The organism is Corallococcus sp. AB030, assembly GCF_003668965.1.
GTDB classification, from domain to species: domain Bacteria; phylum Myxococcota; class Myxococcia; order Myxococcales; family Myxococcaceae; genus Corallococcus; species Corallococcus exiguus.
Map to the genome: position 1 here is coordinate 111,298 of NZ_RAWQ01000004.1, position 18,063 is coordinate 129,360.

An 18,063-nucleotide genomic window follows, 5' to 3' on the forward strand; every position below is an offset into this window, starting at 1 on the left:
TCGACCCGGACCTTGTACTGAGCCCTCGCGCCACCGGGAATGCCCACGACGTCCCAGCGAATGGACTGTGTCTCAAGTCCAAGCAGATCCATCAGCAGATGCTGCAAGGAGACCCATTCCTCGCGCAGACACCCGCGCTCCTCGTCGTCCGCGCCCCCATCGCTCGGGCGCCCCAATGCAAGCCATTGCTCCCGGGAGAAGCACAGACGTTGCGGGTCACCCCACCCTTTCGACCTCCACTCGTCCCAGCGAAGCTGGACGCGGGAGGACAGCTCCGGGGCAAGAGCGGTCAACGCGATGCACAGCCGGTCGTCTTCAATGGACCAGCGTGGGTTCTGAGCGCGAGAGCTTGAGTTCACGGGGAAGGCCCTCCGCGGGAAGTAGCCTGCCCGGGCTCCGCCGAACCATTACCCGTACGGGTTATTGCGTGCCTTCACGGCATGAGGCAGGCCTGAAGGCGCCGATTGAGTCCCCTGTTTCCGATATACGGCGCCCCATGAGTGAATGGGGACAGGTGACGCTCTTCCGGACGGACGATCTCGACGCGCTGGGACGTGTCATCCGAGATATCTGCCTGACGGAAGGGCTTGTGGCGGTGCCCTATGTGCGGCGCAAGCGCGAGACATGGGACCGGATGGAGTACGGAACCGGCGCTACCTCCGACCGGTGGTCCCTCGCGCTCGGGGCCGGCCTTGGAGGCTGGTCCGTCGTCAAGACGGCTCCGTTGGAACTGCTCGCGGAACCCGGTGCCTCGGGCGAGCACAGGCTGGGTGTCATCGCGCGCAGGCTCGGGTGCGAAGCCCTGCACGTCTCTCTGTATGACGGCACGGCGATGGTGATCGTTCAGGCTGCGCCGACGGGCGAAGTCGTGCTGTCCGGATACTCGATGGACGGTGCAAGCTTCCACGGCGTCGAAATCGAGGAGCAGCGTCTTGAGCCCAGGATTGAGGGCCCTGGCATTCCACCTTCCGTTCAGGAAGCACTTGAGCACTTCCTCTCCGATGGCTTTGACGAGTTGATCGAAAAGCTCGCCGGACAGCGCTGGGTCGATGTTTCGCTGAAGCTCGTCGACGGCGAAGAGATCCCGTCAGCACGCGTACTGTCATTCATGCGCCACGCGCTCGAAAAGAAGCCTCCGCTCCGGGTGAAGCTCTCGGTGGAGGAGCATCCACTCGGCACGCGCTACGTGCTCGATGAGGGCGTATGGCTCACCAGCGGCAGCATTGAGGCGGCCACCTCAGCGTTGGGCGCCGCGTTCGTTGATAAGGTCGCTCGCTGGCTTGAGGTTCCTGTGGCGCTTGAACCCGGCGTGCCACGCTCCTTGTTCTGCGTACGTGCGCCTCCGAGCGAGTACACCCAGCGCGCAGGCGTCGAGACGGAGCTGATTTCTCTCGGCGACGACGGAGGAAGCGAGTTCCTTCTGCACGCCTCGCGCGGCCTTGGTAGCGCGGAGATCGAGGAGCGCAGTCCCCATCAGCGACGACACCTTGTCGCACGACTCACCCGCGCCCTCGTGGGTGCGCGTGCGAACAACAACGCGGTGTACCGAGACTTCGACCGCGTGTTCGATGAACCGACAACGCATGCAGTGGGCGCATTCGCGGGCGAGCGGCTCATCACGGCATGGTGGCGGCGGGGACGTTCAGCAGTTGCGATTGAAGGTCGCGGCATCTTCGAGTTGCCAGGGCTTTGCACCGCCATCGCCGGTACTGCGCGACAGTTCGCACTTGCGCTCGCCACCCCCAGGGTCAGCAATGGAAATTCCCAGGGCTACGGACAGGAGGACCGCTCGGTCATTGTCGTCATCGACGTAGACACGGGCGCAGTACGCGAGGTGCTCCACAGCGACGAGCACCTGACCTTCGGCTTCACACGACTGTTCTTCGCGGGCGAGGTGCTCGGCGTTCGTGCGGAACGGGAAGGTGAGCCCACCGTCGTGATGATTGAAGGCGAGGCCCGGACGGAGTCGCCAGGTGATTTCAGGGAGTGGATGCGAAACGCGATGCAGCCGCCCCTTGGCGTTGACGGTCTCTATTCATCGTATGAACTGCCGATGCTCTGGGCCGGACCGGATGCTGTCGTCGTGGTCGACGAGCACGCACGTGAACCAAGGCACGCGGAGACAGGGGCGGCCCTTGCCGTGCTTGACCTGAGAACCCGGGAGCAGCGCCCTTTCTGTGACGCGGCGGGCCTCGAACCTGTCGCGTGCTCCGCGAGCGGCGCACGGTGCCTCGCGCAAATCGACACGCGCAGACTCTTCGTCGGGCATCGCGCGGGACGCGACGAGTAGGCCTTTAGCGGGCAGCAAGCTCGCGAAACACGCTGGCCCGTGTCTTGCCATGAAGCCCTCATGGAGGAAGACACGGAATGGGTATTCGCGCAGGCGTGGTGGGGGCGGGGTTGGTGTTCATGTCTTTGTTGTCGGTGGGTTGCAGCGACCAATCCCCGACAATCGATCCGCAGGAGGGGCCCGTCACGGATCCGTCCGATGGAAACGAAGTTCCCTCGCTCCCCCCTCCGGGTTCCCTTCCGGACGCCGGCACGCCCCCTCCGGATGAAGATGGCGGGACACCCGATGCCGGCGAAACTCCCGACGCGGGGACGCCGCCGGATCCCGATGCCGGCACCGGCGAGACGCCCGACGCAGGGCCCTGGCCCACGGACGCGGTGCTCGACTACACGCGCTCGTTCGGCGCCGGCACTCCCCAGAGCGTCGGCGTTGATGAAGGCCTCAACCTCTGGCTCCTCGACGGCCGCCGCATCGGAGTGCTGCGCCCGGGCGACACCCGGCCGACGTGGAGTTCAAACGTCGGGCAGGCGGCGGAGCCGTTCGGCCCGGACACGCTCGCGACGGGCTCCACCGTCATCTGCGGCGGTGAAGCCGGACGCGCATACGTGGGCTATTCCGCCAACGAGATGAAGCGTGCCGAAGGCATCGAGCAACGCACGTACATCCCCTGGAGGGGCGAGGCGGGCTACTCCGCCGAACGCTTCGCCGAGTACCGGAAGGGAGACCTCGACGCGGTCCGCCTCCAGACTGACGGCAGCGTCAAACTCGAGGAGCATCTCTGGCGCACCACTGGCGCGTCGAACGCGGGCCGCGAGGCGGGCATCCACAACACCAATGACTTCCACTACGAGGAGGACCGCTCCGTCCTCAACTGCGCTCGCGTGACTCGTGGCCGCGACCGCGGCGACCTCTACATCACCACCAACCACGGCGTGACGCGCGTCCAGGGGCTCACCTACAACAGCCACCGCCACCCGGGCTGGTACCTCTTCGAGGACGGCTCGGAATGGGGCTCGCTGCAGTGCCCCTACATGCACGGCCTGGGCATCGGGCAGAACGGTGACGTGCTCGTCGCCAACGAGCAGATGGTCGGCGTGCTCGTGCCCAGCCCCAAGCTGGAGGACTGGGACCGCGAGCAGACCTGGGAAGGCCCCACGCCCTGGTCGTTCAAGAGCTACAACGACGCGCTCAACGGCCAGGCCACCGACGACTACTGGCGCGCCTTCGAGCAGGCCCGCTCGGGCCGCTACTATCTGGGCAGCGAGCAGTACGGCGTCTGGGGGATGACGCCGAAGAACCGCTCCACGGGAAGCTGGTCGAAGCTGGCGGGGCTGCCGACCAACCGCATCCGCTCGCTCAAGGCGACGGACGACGGCGCGCTCTACATCGGCACGGACGGCGCCGGCCTCTGGCGGCTGGAAGCGGATGGCACCACGCTGGCCCAGGTGCGAGACGTGTCCGGCCAGCGCGTGCTGCAGATGGTCTACGAGCCCACCGTGACGCCGAGCATGCTGCTCGTCCTCACCGACAAGGGGCTCACGGTCCTCCGGGGACCGTAAGCCCAGGCCCTCAGGAGAGCTTCGCCAGGGTGGGCAGCACCTGTCCGCTCATTCCCTGGACGAAGTGGTGGAAGCGCTCCGTGTTCGCGGCGGACTCGTAGTTCACGAGCCACGTGTCCCCGCGCACGGAGCGCACCTCGTCCACGATGCCCGCCGCGGGCCACACCGCTCCGGACGTGCCCGCGGCCAGGAACACCAGCCGCGTGCCGTCGTTGCGCGTGATGAACTCGCCAATGCGCGCCAGGTCCTTGGGGTCCAGCATCTCCCCGAACCAGACGATGTCCGGCCGCAGCCGGCCCCCGCAGCCGTCGCACTTCGGCACCGTGCCCGACGGGTGCACGGAGGTGTCGGCGAAGGGCGCACGCTGGCAGTCCGCGCACTTCGTGCGGAAGAGGTTGCCGTGCATGTCCACCACGCGCTGGCTGCCCGCCTTGGTGTGCAGGCCGTCCACGTTCTGCGTAGCCAGGAGGAAGCGGTCACCCAGGTGCTGCTCCCAGCGCACCAGCGCGTCGTGGCCCGGGTTGGGCTTCACGTCCGCCGCCCCCGTCCGGCGCTGCGAGTAGAAACGCCAGACAAGCGCGGGGTTCGCCTCGAAGCCCTGCGGGGACGCCACCGCCTCCACGGGGTGGTTCTCCCACAGCCCGTTCATGCCCCGGAAGGTGGGCACCCCGCTCTCCGCGGAGACTCCGGCACCGGTGAGCACGAGCAGGCGGGTTTTCGAATCCAGGACGAGCGGTTCCACACGACCTCCAGTGCCAGCCGGCACGAGGGTTGTTAGAAGGGGCGAGACTGAATTCCTGACAGAGGACCCATCATGGCCGAAGTCACCCTGGATCTGCGCGGTCAGCCCAAGACCGAGGCATACGCCGAGCTGAAGACCCACGCGCTCGCCATCCTCGAAGGCGTGGATGACGACATCTGCGCGATGGCGACGATGAGCAGCCTGCTGCACAACGCCTTCGGCCACCTGTGGACGGGCTTCTACCGGGTGGTGACGCCCGGGAAGCTGCTGCGCGTGGGCCCCTACCAGGGGACGCTCGGGTGCCTGGAGATCACCTTCGGCAAGGGCGTGTGCGGCACGTCCGCGGCGAAGGGCGAGACGGTGGTGGTGCCGGACGTGCACGCCTTCCCGGGCCACATCACCTGCGACGGCCGCTCCGCGTCGGAAATCGTGGTGCCGGTGTACGGGCGCAACCGCGAGCTGCTCGCCGTGCTCGACATCGACTCCGAGCACAAGAACACCTTCGACGACGTGGACCGCGCGGCGCTGGAGGACCTGATGTCCTGGTTCCAGCACCGCACGGCCTGATTCCGCGCGGCGTTCAGCGCTTCGAGAGACGGGCGTAGGCCACGGCCAGCGCCCCCGCGAAGCGCGCGTTGTTCTCCAGGAGCGCCAGGTTCGTCTTGAGGGTCTTGCCCCCGGTGCGCTTGGCCATCTCGCCCAGGAGGAACGGCGTCACGGCCTTGCCGCGAACGCCCTGCCGGTCCGCGTCCGCCAGCGCCGACGCGATGTGCAGCTCCACGTCGTTGCGAGGCAGCGCGGCCTCCACCGGAGGCGGCACGGTGTAGAGCACGCCGCCCTGCCCCAGCATCTCGAAGCGAGCGTGGGCGATGCGCGCGGCGGCCTCCGCGTCGTCCGCGCGGTGCTCCAGGGAGAGGCCGGACTCACGGCTGTAGAAGGACGGCAGCTCGTTCGTGCCCACGCCGATGACAGGCACGCCCGCGGTCTCCAACAGCTCCATCGTCTTGGGCAGGTCCAACACGGACTTGGCCCCCGCGCACACCACGGCGACGGGGTAGCGAGACAAGGCCGCGATGTCCTGCGAGATGTCCCAGTGCTCGGAAGCGCCCCGGTGCACGCCGCCGATGCCGCCGGTGGAAAAGACGCGGATGCCCGCCGCCGCGGCCAGCTCGCACGTGGCGCTCACGGTGGTGCCGCCGCTGGCGCGGGTAGCCACCGCCACGGCCAGGTCGCGCGAGCCCACCTTGAGGAGCTTCTCCTTGCCCTCGGCCAGGCGGCGCAGCGTGGCGTCCTCCAGGCCAATCCACACCTCGCCGTCCACGAGCGCGATGGGCGCGGGCACGGCGCCGGCGCGGCGGATGGCCTCCTCGCACGCGCGAGCGGCAGCCAGGTTGTCAGGGTACGGAAGGCCCTGCGCGACAACGCTCGTCTCCAGTGCCACCAGCGGCTGCCCGGAGTCCTTCGCGCGCCGCACCTCGTCCGAATAGCGGAAGTCCATGGGCGGGCATTTACGCCACGGCCGGGGCGGACGGACAAGCACGGGCGTGGGGAAACGTCGGCGTGACATCGCCACACCCGGCCCGGAGCACCGCGCGTGCGTGTCACCTGACAGGGAAGCGCGCGGACGCGGGTGTTCGTTGCAGCCCCGTCGGTTGCATCTGGACTCGCGCCGCCCTATGCCCCGCCGCCGTGAGCACCTCGTCGCCCGCGGTCGCAGCGCCTGCCCGTCTCCTCTCCGCCTCCGACCTGGCGATGATCGCCGTCGTGGTCGTCTGGGGGACGAACTACACCCTGGTGAAGGACGCGCTGGAGGGCATGCCGGCGCGGGCCTTCATGTCGCTGCGCTTCGGGCTCGCCGCGCTCGCGATGGGGCTCGTGTTGCTGGCGGTGGAAGGCCACAAGCCGATGCCGTGGAAGACGTTCCTGCGGCTCACCGCGCTGGGGTTCGTGGGCAACACGCTGTACCAGCTGTGCTTCATCGAAGGCCTCTCGCGCACCACGGCGGCCAACAGCGGCATGCTCACGGCGGTGAGCCCGGTGGTGACGGCGGCGCTTGGCGCGGCGCTGGGCATCGAACGGCTGCGACGCCCCGTCGTCGCGGGGCTCTCGCTCGCGGTGGTGGGCACGCTGCTCGTCGTGGGCGCGCGAGGCCCGAACCTGGGCGCGGAGACATGGACAGGTGATGCGCTGATTGTCGGCAGCTCGCTGTGCTGGTCCATCTACACGGTGGGCACACGCGCCGTGGGAGAAGGCATCTCCGCGCTGCGCGTCACCGCCATCACCATGCTCACGGGCGCCCCTGGGGTCGTGCTGGCCGGCGCGTCCCAGGTCGTCGCGATGGACGCGTCGCGAGTGAGTGCCGCGGGCTGGGTGGCGCTTGTGTACTCGGCGCTGGTGCCGCTGGTGCTCGCGTACTTCGTGTGGTTCCGCAGCGTGCAGCAGGTGGGCACCAACCGCACGACGCTCTACGGCACCGGCATCCCCGTGGTCGCCGCCCTCACCGCCTGGGTCGTCCGCGGTGAACGCCCCACCCTGTTCCAGATGCTCGGCGCGGCGCTCATCCTCACGGGCGTGTTGATCAGCCGCCGCAAGGACAGCACCATCACCAAGGCCTGACGGCGCTCAGCCGCGAGTCCCCCGCTCCAGCGTCAGCCCGTACTCCTCCATCTTCCGGTCGAGTGTGGGCCGGCTGATGCCCAACAGCTCCGCCGCGCGGACCTTCTTCCATCCGGACTCGCGAAGCGCCTCCGCGATGGCGTCGCGCTCCAGACGGGCCACCTGCTCCTGCAACGTGCGAGGCGCCTGCCCCACCGCGCCCTCGCGCACCTCCGGAGGCAGCTGCGGGATGCCCACATGGCCCGCCGCGTACACGCGTCCCAGCCGCTCCGCGACCAACTCCAGCTCGCGCACGTTCTGCGGCCACGGATACTCCGCCAGCAGGCGCCGGGCCTCGGGTCCCAGCACCGGCGCTTCCCGCCCGCCCTGCCGGGCACCGCGCAGCGCGAAGTGCTCCAGCAGCACCGGCACGTCCCCCCGCCGCTCGCGAAGGGGCGGGACCTCCAGCTCGAAGCCCGTAAGCCCCCGGGCCAGCGCCGCGTCGAACTCTCCTCGGGACGCGAGCCGCGACACCGGCGAGCCACTGGTGGCGACGATGCGCACGTCCACGGGCTCCTCTCCGCCCTGCCGCGCCGGAGCCGCGCGCCGGGCCAGCATCCGCGCCAGCCGCTCCGCCGCCGGCCGGGGAAGCGCCTCCACGTGGCGCAGGAGCAGCGTGCCCGCGTCCGCGCGTAGCACCGCGGACGTCACCGGAGGCTGGCCGGGCGCACCCGCTCGGCCGAAGAGCGCCACCTCCACCGCCTCCAGGGACTGCCGGCACTCCACCGTCACCCACGGCCCCAGCGCACGAGGGGACTTCCCATGGAGGAAGTGCGCCAGCAGCGCCTTGCCCGTGCCCGGCTCGCCATGCAGCACCACCGGGGCGGCACTGCCCGCCGCCCGCCGAGCCTCCTCCACCACGCCCCGGAACGCCCGCGACGTCCCCAGCGGCGTCACCCACGGCGTCTCCGCGGCCTCCGCCTCGCCTCGAGAGCGCACCGCCGTGTAGGCCTCGCCGCCCAGCCGACCCAGCGACGCGAGCAACTGGCCCTCTCCCTCGGTGAACGGCGACTCCTCGCGCTCCACGTACAGCACGCCGAAGGGCATCCCGCCCGAAGCCACCAGCGGCGAGCACAGCGCCGTGTCCGTCCGCCCCAATTCCTTGCGCTCCAGCGCCGCCTGAACCAGCGCGCGAGGAACCTCCACGGACGCCGCGCCGGACACCGCCGCCGTGCGAAGCCCCTCCGGCCCACTCAGCAGCGCCGCGGCGCGGTCCGCGTTGAGCGCGTGCGCCATCTCCTCCGATAGCCGCCGCAGCACCATGGCCTCGCTGGTGGCCCCCAGCAGCGCCGTCCCTGCCGAGTACATCGCCGCGGCCGCGCCCACGTGCGGCAGCACCTCTTCGATGGGCACGTGCGCCGGCTCCGGAGCGACCACGCCGGAGGGCTCGTCGACGATGGACACCGGCGGCGGCTCGTACACCGCGATGGTGGCGCCCACGCGCATCCGGTCACCCGGCCGCAGCACCGCCTCTTCCTGGAGCGCCAGCCGCTGCCCGTTGAGCAGCGTGCCGTTGGTGGAGCCCAGGTCGCGCAGCCGCACCTGTCCCGCGACGGTGTCCAGGAACAGCTGCGCGTGGCGGCGCGACACCTGGTCGTCTTCCAGCGGGATGTCGCAGGAGGGACTGCGGCCGAGGGTCAGCTGGGAGACGACCTCGTACCGGCGCCCCGCTGACGGGCCTGTGAGCAGCAGCAATGCCGGCATGCGGACGGGCAGCCTAGCAGCGCCCCTCGGGGCGCCCGCAAGACGCGTCGGGTTGGACGCGCAGCGCTACATGGGACGTTCGGCGTTCAAAAGAGCGCGCAGCTCGGACTCGTTGAGCGCGCGACCTTCCCGGGCGATGGCCAGGGCGTTGATCTGCTTCTCCTCCACCTCCACGTGGGCCCCCTTGCGCCACTCCGTGGTGTGCACCGCGCCATCCACCAGCCGGCCCACGACGGAGCCCTCGTCCCGGGCCACCGCCTCCAGCCACAGGTTCTCCACCACCACCTCGCCCTCCGGGTGCGTTTCGAAGGGGGCCCGCACCAGGAACGTGAGGGGCTCCATCAACCCCTTGCGCTGGAAGCGCGCCAGGAACGCGGGCAACAGCGCCTGCGCCTCCTCGTGCATGGCCTGGGTCTGCTCGGCCGGCTCCTTGGCGAAGCGCTCCCGGTACGTCGACAGGAGCTCCGCCGTGTTGTGCCGGCCCAAGGGCGACACCACCGTGAGGAACAGCCCCTCGTGGCCATCGAAGGCATCCAGCGGCACGCCCAGCAGGTTCGCGCGGGCCTCCTCCGACGGCACCAGGGTGAAGCTCTGGCCCTCGCTGGTCGCCACCTCCGAGCGCAGCGTCGGCCCCTGCGCGAACGCCAGGTCCGTGCACAGCTCGTGGAGGAAGCTCTCCGCGGCCAGCAGGTCGCCCTCGCCCAGGTGGAAGATCTCCACGTCGCGCGCGCCGAACTTCTCCATCCCGTGCGAGTGCACCCACAGCGGAGTGTCCCCTTCCGCCAGCTCGATGGCGTGCAGGTGCACGTGGTCGCGGATGTCGAAGTCCAGCTCGGTGATCTCGACCACGTCCTCGGGCTCGTGCAGCTTGAACGCCGTCAGGTCCACGAGCACGCCGGGCGCCTGCTCCATCAGCGTGCGCACGGTCCACAGCGCCTCGAAGACGGGCAGCGTGGGCTGCGCGCCGCCCGGCTCCAGGAGGAACGCGAAGCAGGCCTGCGACTTCTCCACGCGCGCGAAGGCCTCCGGGCTGCCGCTGAACAGCTCCTGGGGGACGCGAGGACGGCCGTCGCTCAGGGGCTTGAGCACCACCTTCACCTCCGAGCCGTCCGCACGCACGGTGAAGCCCCAGTCGCCCTCGTGCGGCACGAACTCCACCTCGTCCGTCGCGAACGCCGCGCGCAGCGCGTCCAGGGCTGGCGGCACGGACTGCTCGGTGGCCAGGACGTAGACCTCCTTCACAAGTGCTTCTCTATCTGTCGGAAGAGGTCCACGCGGTCCACCAGGTTGGTGAGGTAGTCCAGCTTGTCCGTCCCCAGCACCAGCACCGGTGACAGCGAATAGCCCTCGAACCACTCCTCGTAGAGGGCGTTGAGGCGCTTCAGGTAGGCGGTCGGGATGTCCTTCTCCATGGTCCGCCCGCGAAGGCGGATGCGCTCCTTCAGGGTGATCACCGGGCAGCGCAGGTAGATCATCAGGTCGGGCGGCCGGAGCGACTGGGAGATGGTCTGGTACAGCTCCCAGTAGGTGGACCAGTCGCGCTTGTCGATGAGCCGCTGCCGGTGGAGGTTCTTGGCGAAGATTTCCGCGTCCTCATAGAGGGTCCGGTCCTGGAGCACGGTGCCCGGCGTGCGCTCCAGTTCCCGGTGCAGGCGGAACTTGTGCGTCAGGAAGAAGAGCTGTGAGCGGAACGCCCACGTCTTCATGTCCTTGTAGAAATCCGCGAGATAGGGGTTCTGGTCATTGGGCTCGAAGGACGGCGTGAGGCCGTACTTCCGGCACAGGAAGGACGTGAGCTCCGTCTTTCCGGCTCCGATGTTGCCCGCGATGGCGATGAACTTTTTCCTGGCCACGCCACCCTTGCTTGTAACCCCAGCGAGCGGCATTCACCAGAAACAATGGCGGGGGGAGCCATGGTAGATAAAGTGCATGCCCCCGCCCCGTTCCGCACGTCCAGGAGCCCGTGCCGGCGCCCGCGCCGCGCCGCCTGGCTGCCCGACCGGTGAGCGGCACCCCCAGGGCCCTTCCGGCGCGCAGGCCCCCCGGTAGGAGGAAAGGCGACGCATGTTGCGCAAGCTGTGGTGCATCCTGGTGGTCACGGTGTGGTCCCCGATCTGCTTCACCCTCGCATGCCTCGCGATGCTGGTGACGCTCAACCCGTCGCGCTCGGTATGGGTCGCCCGATGGATCTGGTCGCCCGTGCTCCTGTGGGCCGGTGGCGCGAAGCTGGAGGTCATTGGCGGGGAGAACGTGGACCCGAAGCGGCCCACCATCTACGTCGGCAACCACATGTCCACACTCGACATCCCGGCCCACTTCTTCGCCGTGCCGGTGGACTTCCGTTTCGTCGCCAAGTCGCAGCTGCGCTTCGTGCCGTTCATCGGCTGGTACCTCTGGCTCGCGGGCCACGTCTTCATCAACCGCGGAGACCGTTCGTCCGCCATCGCGTCGCTTGAAAAAGCCGCCCGGAAGATCCGCGCGGGCACCAGCATCTTCCTTTACCCGGAGGGCACCCGCTCCCCGGACGGCCGCGTGCTGCCCTTCAAGAAGGGCCCCTTCGCGCTCGCGCTCAAGGCCCGCGTGCCCATCTGCCCCGTCACCATCGAGGGCACCGACAACGTGATGCCCAAGAACTCGTGGAACATCTCCCCGGGTCCAGTGCGCGTGAAGATTGGCCGCCCCATCGACACCAGCGGCTTCGCGGACAACGACCGCGAGGGCCTGGCCCGCGCAGTGCGCGAACAGATCATCGCCGACAGCCTCTCCCTGGGCGGCAAGGGCGGTGACCCGGACACCGCCGTCGCCGCGCCGAACCGCGAGGGCGTCGCGCAGCTTGCCTCCTCCGTCACCTCCAAGGCCTCCTGAGCTCCCCGTGCCCCTGACGCCGCCCTCGAACCGCCTCCGCACGCTCCGTTGGCCCGCCGCCCTCCTGGGGCTGGGGCTGGGGCTGCTCGCCACCGGCTGCGGCCATGGCCAGTCCCAGGCCCCCGCGCTGTCTCCCCAGGCCCAGGCGCGCGCCTACCTGGACGGCAACCAGCCGGATGAGGCGGTAAAGCTCCTGCGGGAGCTGCACGCGCGCACGCCGGACGACGTGGACGTGGCCCGCGCCCTCACCGAGGCCCAGGTGAAGGCCGGCCGCGCGGACGCCTGGGCGGAGGAGCTGCGCCAGGCCATCGCGAAGAACGAGCGCGCGGTGGACCAGTACATGCTGGGCCTGACGCTCTTCTCCCGGGCCCGGGACGCGGGTGCCCCCACCGTGGCCGCCTTCGAGCGCGCCATCGCGCTGTCTCCCACCACCGCGGAGTTCCATTACCGCCTGGGCGTGGCGCGCCTGGAGTCGGAGCAGTACACCGCCGCCCTGGGCCCGCTGCGCAAGGCCGTGGAGATGGCCCCGGAGCGCGCGGGATGGAAGCTGCCCCTGGCCAAGGCCCTGGCCCGCACGGGCGACACGGCGGGCGCCGTGGAGGCCCTGGGCACCGTCGTGCGCGGCAGCCCTACCCCCGCGGAAGTCGCCACCGCACGGGCGCTGATGAACCCGCTGGCGGACCCGTTCCAGAACTTCCCCAAGGCGGCGGAGGCGAAGCTCGAGGAGGGCATGCGCTACCTGCACGAGCTGGACGCGCCCCAGCACGCCCTCATCGCCTTCGAGGAGATCCTCCACGACTACCCGGACCTGGCCGTGGTGCACGCCCTCCTGGGGCTGGCCTACCAGCGCCTGGATGACGCCGGCCGCGCCGTGGACGAGTTCAAGCAGGCCATCGAGCGCGCCCCCCAGGACGGCAAGAACCAGCTCTACCTGGGGGAGCTGTACCTGTCGCGCCAGCGCACGGAAGCGGCGCGCACCGCCTTCGAGAAGGCCGCGGCGCTCAACCCGCTGCTGGACCTGGCCTGGTTCCGCCTGGGCGACATGCGCCTGGAGGCCCGGGACCTGGACACCGCGAAGGAGGCCTTCCAGGTGGCCGTGACGCTGGCGCCGGACTCGGCGGCCGCGCGCGGCAAGCTGTCGCTCGTGTACCAGTTGCAGGGGGACTACGCGGCCGCGCAGCGCGAGCTGAAGGCCGTGGCGGACAAGGACCCGGAGAACACCGAGTTCGCCCTGCGCCTGGGCCTGCTCTACACCGAGGAGGCCCAGAAGGCCCGCCGCCCCGAGGACCGCCAGAAGGCCGCGAACGAAGCGGAGCGCTGGCTGGGGAAGGTGCTGGAGACCCAGCCCGACAACGCGGTGGCCAGCAAGGCGCTGCAGGTGCTCAAGGGCCAGTAGCCACCGGCGCACCGGCCCCTCTACACTCCGCCTCCGATGAGCGACGCGCGCAAACCCGCCCCTCCCAGCACCCCGCCGCCCCGGACGCCGTCCAATCCCGGCACCCAGCCTCGTGCGGCCACCAGCCCTGGCATGCGCGCCGTGAGCGCCGCCCGCATGGCCCCGCTGGAGAAGGCGAAGCCGGAAGGCCCCCTGGGCAAGCGCGTTGCCGCGGAGACGTCCAACGTCGTCCTCAACGCCTTCTCCATCCTGAAGGAGCAGTTCGCGGACTTCCGCGCGAGCAACCGCTTCTTCAAGTACAAGGCCGGCATCGTCGCGGGCTGGCTCGTTCTGTCCGTCGCCAGCTTCGGCATCGCGTGCCCGGGCAGATCCCTGGACACCGGTGACATGGACGCGCGCCTGGTGCTCAGCGACAAGCTGGACCGGCCCTCCGTCACCATCTGGAACGAGAGCAAGGACGTCTGGCGCGACGTCATCATCACCGTGAACAACGAGTACAAGGCGGTGGTGGCGGAGGTGCAGCCCGGCAACTTCGTCACCATCACGCCCAAACAGCTCCTGGGGAAGACCGGCGGCGCCGCGCCCGCGGACCTGCGCTTCCAGGCCCTGACGATGAAGAGCGCGGACGACAAGGCCGACCTCACGCCTTCCCTCCAGGAGGAGTGGCAGCGCCTCCTCGCGCCGAAGAAGTAGCCCGCCGCGGGCGCCCCTCCAGACGCCGGAAACACGAAGGGCGCCCTCCTGAAGCAGGAAGGCGCCCTCGGTGCTTCTTCAGCCCGTCCGGGCCTCACTCACGTGAGACCCGGGCACGGGGAACGGCTCAACCCTCGGACTTCGCCTCGGCGGGAGCCTCGGTCGTCTCAGCGGCGGCCGGGGCCTTCGCGGGACGGTCCACCAGCTCGATGAGGGCCATCTCCGCAGCGTCGCCCCGGCGGAAGCCCAGGCGCACGATGCGGGTGTAGCCACCCGGACGGGACGCGTAACGCTCCTTGTACTCGCTGAACACCTTCTGGAGGACCGTGCGGTCCTTCACGGTGCGGGCGGCAAGGCGCACGTTGGACAGGCCACCGCGCTTGGCGAGCGTGATGATGCGCTCGGCCAGCGGACGGACTTCCTTCGCCTTGGGAACGGTGGTGCGGATGGCCCCGTGCTCCAGCAGGGACGTGACCATGTTGTTCAGCATCGCGAGACGGTGGCTCGTGGTGCGGTGCAGCTTCCTTTGTCCGACCTTGTGGCGCATGCGCGTGCTCCGGGGTCTCTTCTTGAGAACCCCACCACTCCGGCCGTATCAGGTACCGGGTGGGAAGGACGGCCCCGACACCGGGGGCCGCCGTTGAATCGGGCCCTGTGTACCACAGGGCCCCCTGCCTTCGCGCCACCGTGAAGCCGTGTCGGTGGGATGCCAAGGCAGGTGCTTCAGGAAACAACGACGCTTCAGGCCTTGGGGGCCGCGGGAGCCGGCGCGTTCTTCGGCGGCCAGTTCTCCAGCTTCATGCCCAGGGACAGACCCATCTCCGCGAGGATCTCCTTGATCTCCTTCAGAGACTTGCGGCCGAAGTTCTTCGTCTTGAGCATCTCCGCCTCGGTGCGCTGGACCAGGTCACCGATGGACTTGATGTTCGCCTGCTGCAGGCAGTTGGCCGAACGCACCGACAGCTCCAGCTCGTCCACCGAGCGGAACAGGTTCTCGTTGAGCTTGGCCTCTTCCTTCGGCGCCTCGGCGACGACCGGCTCCTCGGTCTCGTCGAAGTTCACGAACACCGTGAGCTGCTCCTTGATGATCTTCGCCGCGTACGCCACCGCGTCCTGCGGCACCACGGAGCCGTCCGTCCAGACCTCGAGCGACAGCTTGTCGAAGTCCGTGACCTGACCGACGCGCGCGTTGGTGACCTGGTAGTTCACCTTGCGGATGGGCGAGAAGAGCGAGTCGATGGGGATGGTCCCGATGGGCGCGCCCGCCACCTTGTTCGTGGACGCCGGCACGTAGCCACGGCCGCGGCGGCACATCAGCTCCATGCGCACCTTGCCACCCTCGGACACGGTGCAGATGTGGTGACCCGGGTTCAGGATTTCGACGTCCTGGTCCGCGATGAGGTCGCCCGCCTTCACTTCCTTGGGGCCTTCCACCTCGATGCGCAGCGTCTTCGTCTCGTTCGTGTGCATCCGGAGGAGGACCTCCTTCAGGTTCAACACGACGTCCGTGACGTCCTCGGCCACCTCGGGGATGGTCGTGAACTCGTGGTCCACGCCCTCAATCTTCACGGAGGTGATGGCCGCGCCCTGCAGCGACGACAGCAGCACCCGCCGCAGCGAGTTGCCCAGCGTCGTCCCGAAGCCGCGCTCCAGCGGCTCCGCCACGAACTTGCCGTACGTGGGGCTCAGCGAGTCCTGGTCCACTTCCATGCGGCGCGGCTTGATGAGGTCGCGCCAGTTCTTCGCAACAAACGTGTCGGCCATGGGGACTGCTCCTCTGGTCGTGCGCCATCACCCACTTCCCCGCCAGATTGACGGGAGGACGGGCACGCGGGGGGACTGCTAACAACCTCGCCCGGCGCGCGCAGAACGCGGCCTCCAGGCGAAACGACAGGCGACAAAGCGACAACGCCCCGGCCTTGTCGGCCAGGGCGTCCACCGCGGGAGGGGCCCACCGAAGCGGGCCCTGCATCCCTGCTTACTTCGAGTACAGTTCGACGATGAGCTGCTCCTGGATGGGCATGGTCAGGTCCTCGCGGTTCGGGACCGTCTTGACCGTGCCCTTGAACGACTTCTTGTCCAGGTCAATCCACTGGGGAACGCCACGGCGGTCCACCGTCTCCAGCGCCTCGGAGATGCGGAGCACCTTGCGGCTCTTCTCCACCACTTCCACTGCGCTGCCCGGCTTCACGGAGAACGACGGGATGTTCACCCGGCGGCCGTTGACCTGGAAGTGACCGTGACGCACCAGCTGGCGCGCCTCGTTGCGCGTGTCCGCGAAGCCCATGCGGAACACCACGTTGTCCAGGCGGAGCTCCAGCTGCTGCAACAGGTTCTCACCCGTCTTGCCCTTGGCCGCGGACGCGCGGTGGTAGTACCCGCGGAACTGGTTCTCGAGCAGGCCGTACATGCGCTTGACCTTCTGCTTCTCGCGCAGCTGCACGCCGTAGCCGGAGAACTTCACGCGGCCCTGGCCGTGCTGACCGGGGGGATAGGGGCGGCGCTCGATGGCGCACTTGTCCGTGTAGCAACGGTCGCCCTTGAGGTACATCTTCAGGTTCTCGCGCCGGCAGATACGGCAGGCGCTCGCGGTATAACGAGCCACGGAAACTCTCCTTGCAGATGGTCTGGAGCCGGGCCCGCCGCGAGGCGGGTCCCCGGCCCGAAGCGGTAATTAGACGCGGCGGCGCTTGGGCTGACGGCAGCCGTTGTGCGGGATGGGCGTCACGTCGCGGATGAGGCTGATCTTCAGGCCGGCGGCGGCCAGCGCGCGCAGCGCCGACTCACGGCCCGCGCCCGGACCCTTCACGAACACCGTCACGGTCTTCAGGCCGTGCTCCATCGCCTTCGCCGCGGCGTCGCCAGCGGCCACCTGCGCCGCGAACGGCGTGGACTTGCGGCTGCCCTTGAAGCCGCGCGCCCCGGCCGACGACCAGGAGATCACGTTCCCGGACACGTCCGTGATCGTGATGATGGTGTTGTTGAACGTGGACTGGATGTGGACCACGCCGTTGAGGATGTTCTTCTTACCCTTGCGCTTGCTCTTCTTCGCCGCAGGGGTCTCGCCACCCTCGGCACCGGCCGGCGCGGCGGCGGTATTGATCTCGTCAGCCATGTGAATCGCTGCTCCTGGGAGTAGGTGATCAACGCCCGCGCCTCACACGAAGCGAGGCAGCGGGCGCCAGAGGGTTTAGCGGGCCGGAGCGGCCGGCTTCGCGCGAACGATGCCGCGCTTGGGACCCTTGCGGGTGCGCGCGTTGGTGTGGGTGCGCTGGCCGCGGACCGGAAGACCCTTGCGGTGACGCAGACCCCGGTAGCAACCCAGGTCCATCAGCCGCTTGATGTTCATGGTCACCTCGCGCCGGAGGTCACCCTCGACCTTGTAGTTGGCCTCGATGATCTCGCGGATCTTTCGAGCCTGGTCCTCGGTGAGGTCCTTGGTCCGGGTGGTGAGATCGATGCCCGCCGCCTCGATGATGTCGTGCGCGGTCTTGTTACCGATCCCGTAGATGTACTGAAGCGAGATCACCGCACGCTTGTTGGGCGGCAGATCGATGCCGGCGATACGAGCCATCTTCGGTCTTCCTTGTTGTGGAGTTGGTCTGAGGCTGAAGAGTCCCTGGGGACTCTCTAGCCCTGGCGCTGCTTGTGCCGGGGGTTGGAAGCGCAGATGACGCGCACGATGCCCTTACGGCGAACAACCTTGCACTTGTCGCAGATCTTCTTGACGGACGCCCGAACCTTCATGGAGCGAACTTCCTTCCTTCAGCGGAGAAAAGCACAACAGCCGGTCCGCACAGGCGGCCGGCGCGAATTACTTGGCCCGGTACGTGATCCGTCCACGGGTCAGGTCATACGGCGACAACTCGACCTTCACCTTGTCGCCCGGAAGGATACGGATGAAGTGCATCCGCATCTTACCCGAGATGTGCGCGAGCACCTTGTGGCCGTTGTCCAGCACCACGCGGAACATCGCGTTCGGTAGGGGCTCCATAACGGTCCCCTCGACTTCGATGGAATCATCCTTCGGCAAGCGTCAACCTTCTTCCCGGACCACGAACCTTCTGGAAGCGCGGCGGGATAACACTTTGGTCCGTAAGTAGCAAGCGCCGCGCGATCTGAAATCTGGACCTCTATCAACACCTTCTGACATCACCCT

The 18,063-nt window shown here is 68.8% G+C and carries 19 protein-coding genes; 7 read left to right on the forward strand and 12 right to left on the reverse strand.

All coding sequences use genetic code 11. The annotated features are described in order from the left end of the window. The first annotated feature begins 514 nt into the window (after nucleotides 1–514). Together D7Y15_RS01970 and D7Y15_RS01975 are read left to right on the forward strand one after the other, a co-directional pair. Nucleotides 515–2,290, forward strand: a complete 1,776-nt coding sequence (locus tag D7Y15_RS01970) for a hypothetical protein (protein WP_121751547.1) — start codon at nucleotides 515–517, stop codon at nucleotides 2,288–2,290. Nucleotides 2,291–2,367: 77 nt separating this feature from the next. Next, entirely contained in the window at nucleotides 2,368–3,849 is a 1,482-nt protein-coding gene (locus D7Y15_RS01975) for a hypothetical protein (protein WP_121751548.1), read from the forward strand. Between the two features lie 10 nt (nucleotides 3,850–3,859). Here D7Y15_RS01975 and D7Y15_RS01980 read toward each other — a convergent pair whose 3' ends face one another. Then, nucleotides 3,860–4,591, reverse strand: a complete 732-nt coding sequence (locus D7Y15_RS01980; protein WP_121751549.1) for an NAD-dependent deacylase — start codon at nucleotides 4,589–4,591, stop codon at nucleotides 3,860–3,862. A gap of 72 nt (nucleotides 4,592–4,663) precedes the next feature. Here D7Y15_RS01980 and D7Y15_RS01985 point away from each other — a divergent pair, with 72 nt between their 5' ends. Beyond that, nucleotides 4,664–5,158 carry a GAF domain-containing protein gene (locus D7Y15_RS01985; RefSeq protein WP_120574773.1) on the forward strand — a complete coding sequence of 165 codons (495 nt, stop codon included), beginning with the start codon at nucleotides 4,664–4,666 and terminating at the stop codon, nucleotides 5,156–5,158. Nucleotides 5,159–5,171: 13 nt separating this feature from the next. Here the strand turns inward: D7Y15_RS01985 and D7Y15_RS01990 are convergent, their stop codons facing one another. Further along, on the reverse strand, nucleotides 5,172–6,089 hold the full coding sequence (locus tag D7Y15_RS01990) for a pseudouridine-5'-phosphate glycosidase (protein ID WP_120574774.1): 918 nt from the start codon (nucleotides 6,087–6,089) through the stop codon (nucleotides 5,172–5,174). A gap of 191 nt (nucleotides 6,090–6,280) precedes the next feature. Between D7Y15_RS01990 and D7Y15_RS01995 the strand changes: the two genes are divergently transcribed. Further along, nucleotides 6,281–7,207 carry a DMT family transporter gene (locus tag D7Y15_RS01995; RefSeq protein WP_120574775.1) on the forward strand — a complete coding sequence of 309 codons (927 nt, stop codon included), beginning with the start codon at nucleotides 6,281–6,283 and terminating at the stop codon, nucleotides 7,205–7,207. Between the two features lie 6 nt (nucleotides 7,208–7,213). Here the strand turns inward: D7Y15_RS01995 and D7Y15_RS02000 are convergent, their stop codons facing one another. From D7Y15_RS02000 to D7Y15_RS02010, 3 genes are all read right to left on the reverse strand, one after another. Beyond that, nucleotides 7,214–8,950, reverse strand: a complete 1,737-nt coding sequence (locus D7Y15_RS02000; protein ID WP_121751550.1) for an FHA domain-containing protein — start codon at nucleotides 8,948–8,950, stop codon at nucleotides 7,214–7,216. Between the two features lie 66 nt (nucleotides 8,951–9,016). Further along, nucleotides 9,017–10,192, reverse strand: coding sequence for a DUF2314 domain-containing protein (locus D7Y15_RS02005; protein ID WP_121751551.1), 1,176 nt, complete (start codon nucleotides 10,190–10,192; stop codon nucleotides 9,017–9,019). After that, entirely contained in the window at nucleotides 10,189–10,803 is a 615-nt protein-coding gene (locus tag D7Y15_RS02010) for a deoxynucleoside kinase (protein WP_120567141.1), read from the reverse strand. The genes D7Y15_RS02005 and D7Y15_RS02010 overlap by 4 nt, the downstream gene beginning before the upstream one ends. A 214-nt stretch (nucleotides 10,804–11,017) precedes the next feature. Here D7Y15_RS02010 and D7Y15_RS02015 point away from each other — a divergent pair, with 214 nt between their 5' ends. The 3 genes from D7Y15_RS02015 to D7Y15_RS02025 all read left to right on the forward strand — a co-directional run bounded on the left by D7Y15_RS02015 (nucleotide 11,018) and on the right by D7Y15_RS02025 (nucleotide 13,904). Continuing rightward, nucleotides 11,018–11,815 carry a 1-acyl-sn-glycerol-3-phosphate acyltransferase gene (locus tag D7Y15_RS02015; RefSeq protein WP_121751557.1) on the forward strand — a complete coding sequence of 266 codons (798 nt, stop codon included), beginning with the start codon at nucleotides 11,018–11,020 and terminating at the stop codon, nucleotides 11,813–11,815. Nucleotides 11,816–11,822: 7 nt separating this feature from the next. Beyond that, a complete protein-coding gene (locus tag D7Y15_RS02020) occupies nucleotides 11,823–13,211 on the forward strand; it encodes a lipopolysaccharide assembly protein LapB (protein ID WP_121751552.1) in 1,389 nt (462 codons plus the stop codon). Nucleotides 13,212–13,343: 132 nt separating this feature from the next. Next, nucleotides 13,344–13,904, forward strand: a complete 561-nt coding sequence (locus tag D7Y15_RS02025) for a hypothetical protein (protein WP_120598105.1) — start codon at nucleotides 13,344–13,346, stop codon at nucleotides 13,902–13,904. 127 nt (nucleotides 13,905–14,031) lie between these two features. Here the strand turns inward: D7Y15_RS02025 and rplQ are convergent, their stop codons facing one another. The 7 genes from rplQ to infA all read right to left on the reverse strand — a co-directional run bounded on the left by rplQ (nucleotide 14,032) and on the right by infA (nucleotide 17,937). Next, entirely contained in the window at nucleotides 14,032–14,451 is a 420-nt protein-coding gene (gene rplQ / locus D7Y15_RS02030) for a 50S ribosomal protein L17 (protein ID WP_014395887.1), read from the reverse strand. Between the two features lie 194 nt (nucleotides 14,452–14,645). Further along, nucleotides 14,646–15,668 (reverse strand): DNA-directed RNA polymerase subunit alpha, encoded by a 1,023-nt coding sequence (locus D7Y15_RS02035; protein ID WP_120574781.1) that lies wholly within the window; start codon nucleotides 15,666–15,668, stop codon nucleotides 14,646–14,648. A gap of 214 nt (nucleotides 15,669–15,882) precedes the next feature. Then, nucleotides 15,883–16,509, reverse strand: coding sequence for a 30S ribosomal protein S4 (gene rpsD, locus D7Y15_RS02040; RefSeq protein ID WP_120574782.1), 627 nt, complete (start codon nucleotides 16,507–16,509; stop codon nucleotides 15,883–15,885). A 69-nt stretch (nucleotides 16,510–16,578) separates the two neighbouring features. Further along, nucleotides 16,579–17,019, reverse strand: a complete 441-nt coding sequence (gene rpsK, locus D7Y15_RS02045; protein WP_014395884.1) for a 30S ribosomal protein S11 — start codon at nucleotides 17,017–17,019, stop codon at nucleotides 16,579–16,581. Between the two features lie 75 nt (nucleotides 17,020–17,094). After that, nucleotides 17,095–17,478: a 30S ribosomal protein S13 gene (gene rpsM, locus D7Y15_RS02050; RefSeq protein WP_014395883.1), complete on the reverse strand. Its 384-nt coding sequence runs from the start codon at nucleotides 17,476–17,478 to the stop codon at nucleotides 17,095–17,097. 56 nt (nucleotides 17,479–17,534) lie between these two features. Further along, complete coding sequence (rpmJ, locus tag D7Y15_RS02055) at nucleotides 17,535–17,651, reverse strand: 50S ribosomal protein L36 (RefSeq protein ID WP_002633586.1); 117 nt, start codon at nucleotides 17,649–17,651, stop codon at nucleotides 17,535–17,537. 67 nt (nucleotides 17,652–17,718) lie between these two features. Then, nucleotides 17,719–17,937, reverse strand: coding sequence for a translation initiation factor IF-1 (gene infA, locus D7Y15_RS02060; RefSeq protein ID WP_002614803.1), 219 nt, complete (start codon nucleotides 17,935–17,937; stop codon nucleotides 17,719–17,721). Nucleotides 17,938–18,063 lie beyond the last annotated feature (126 nt).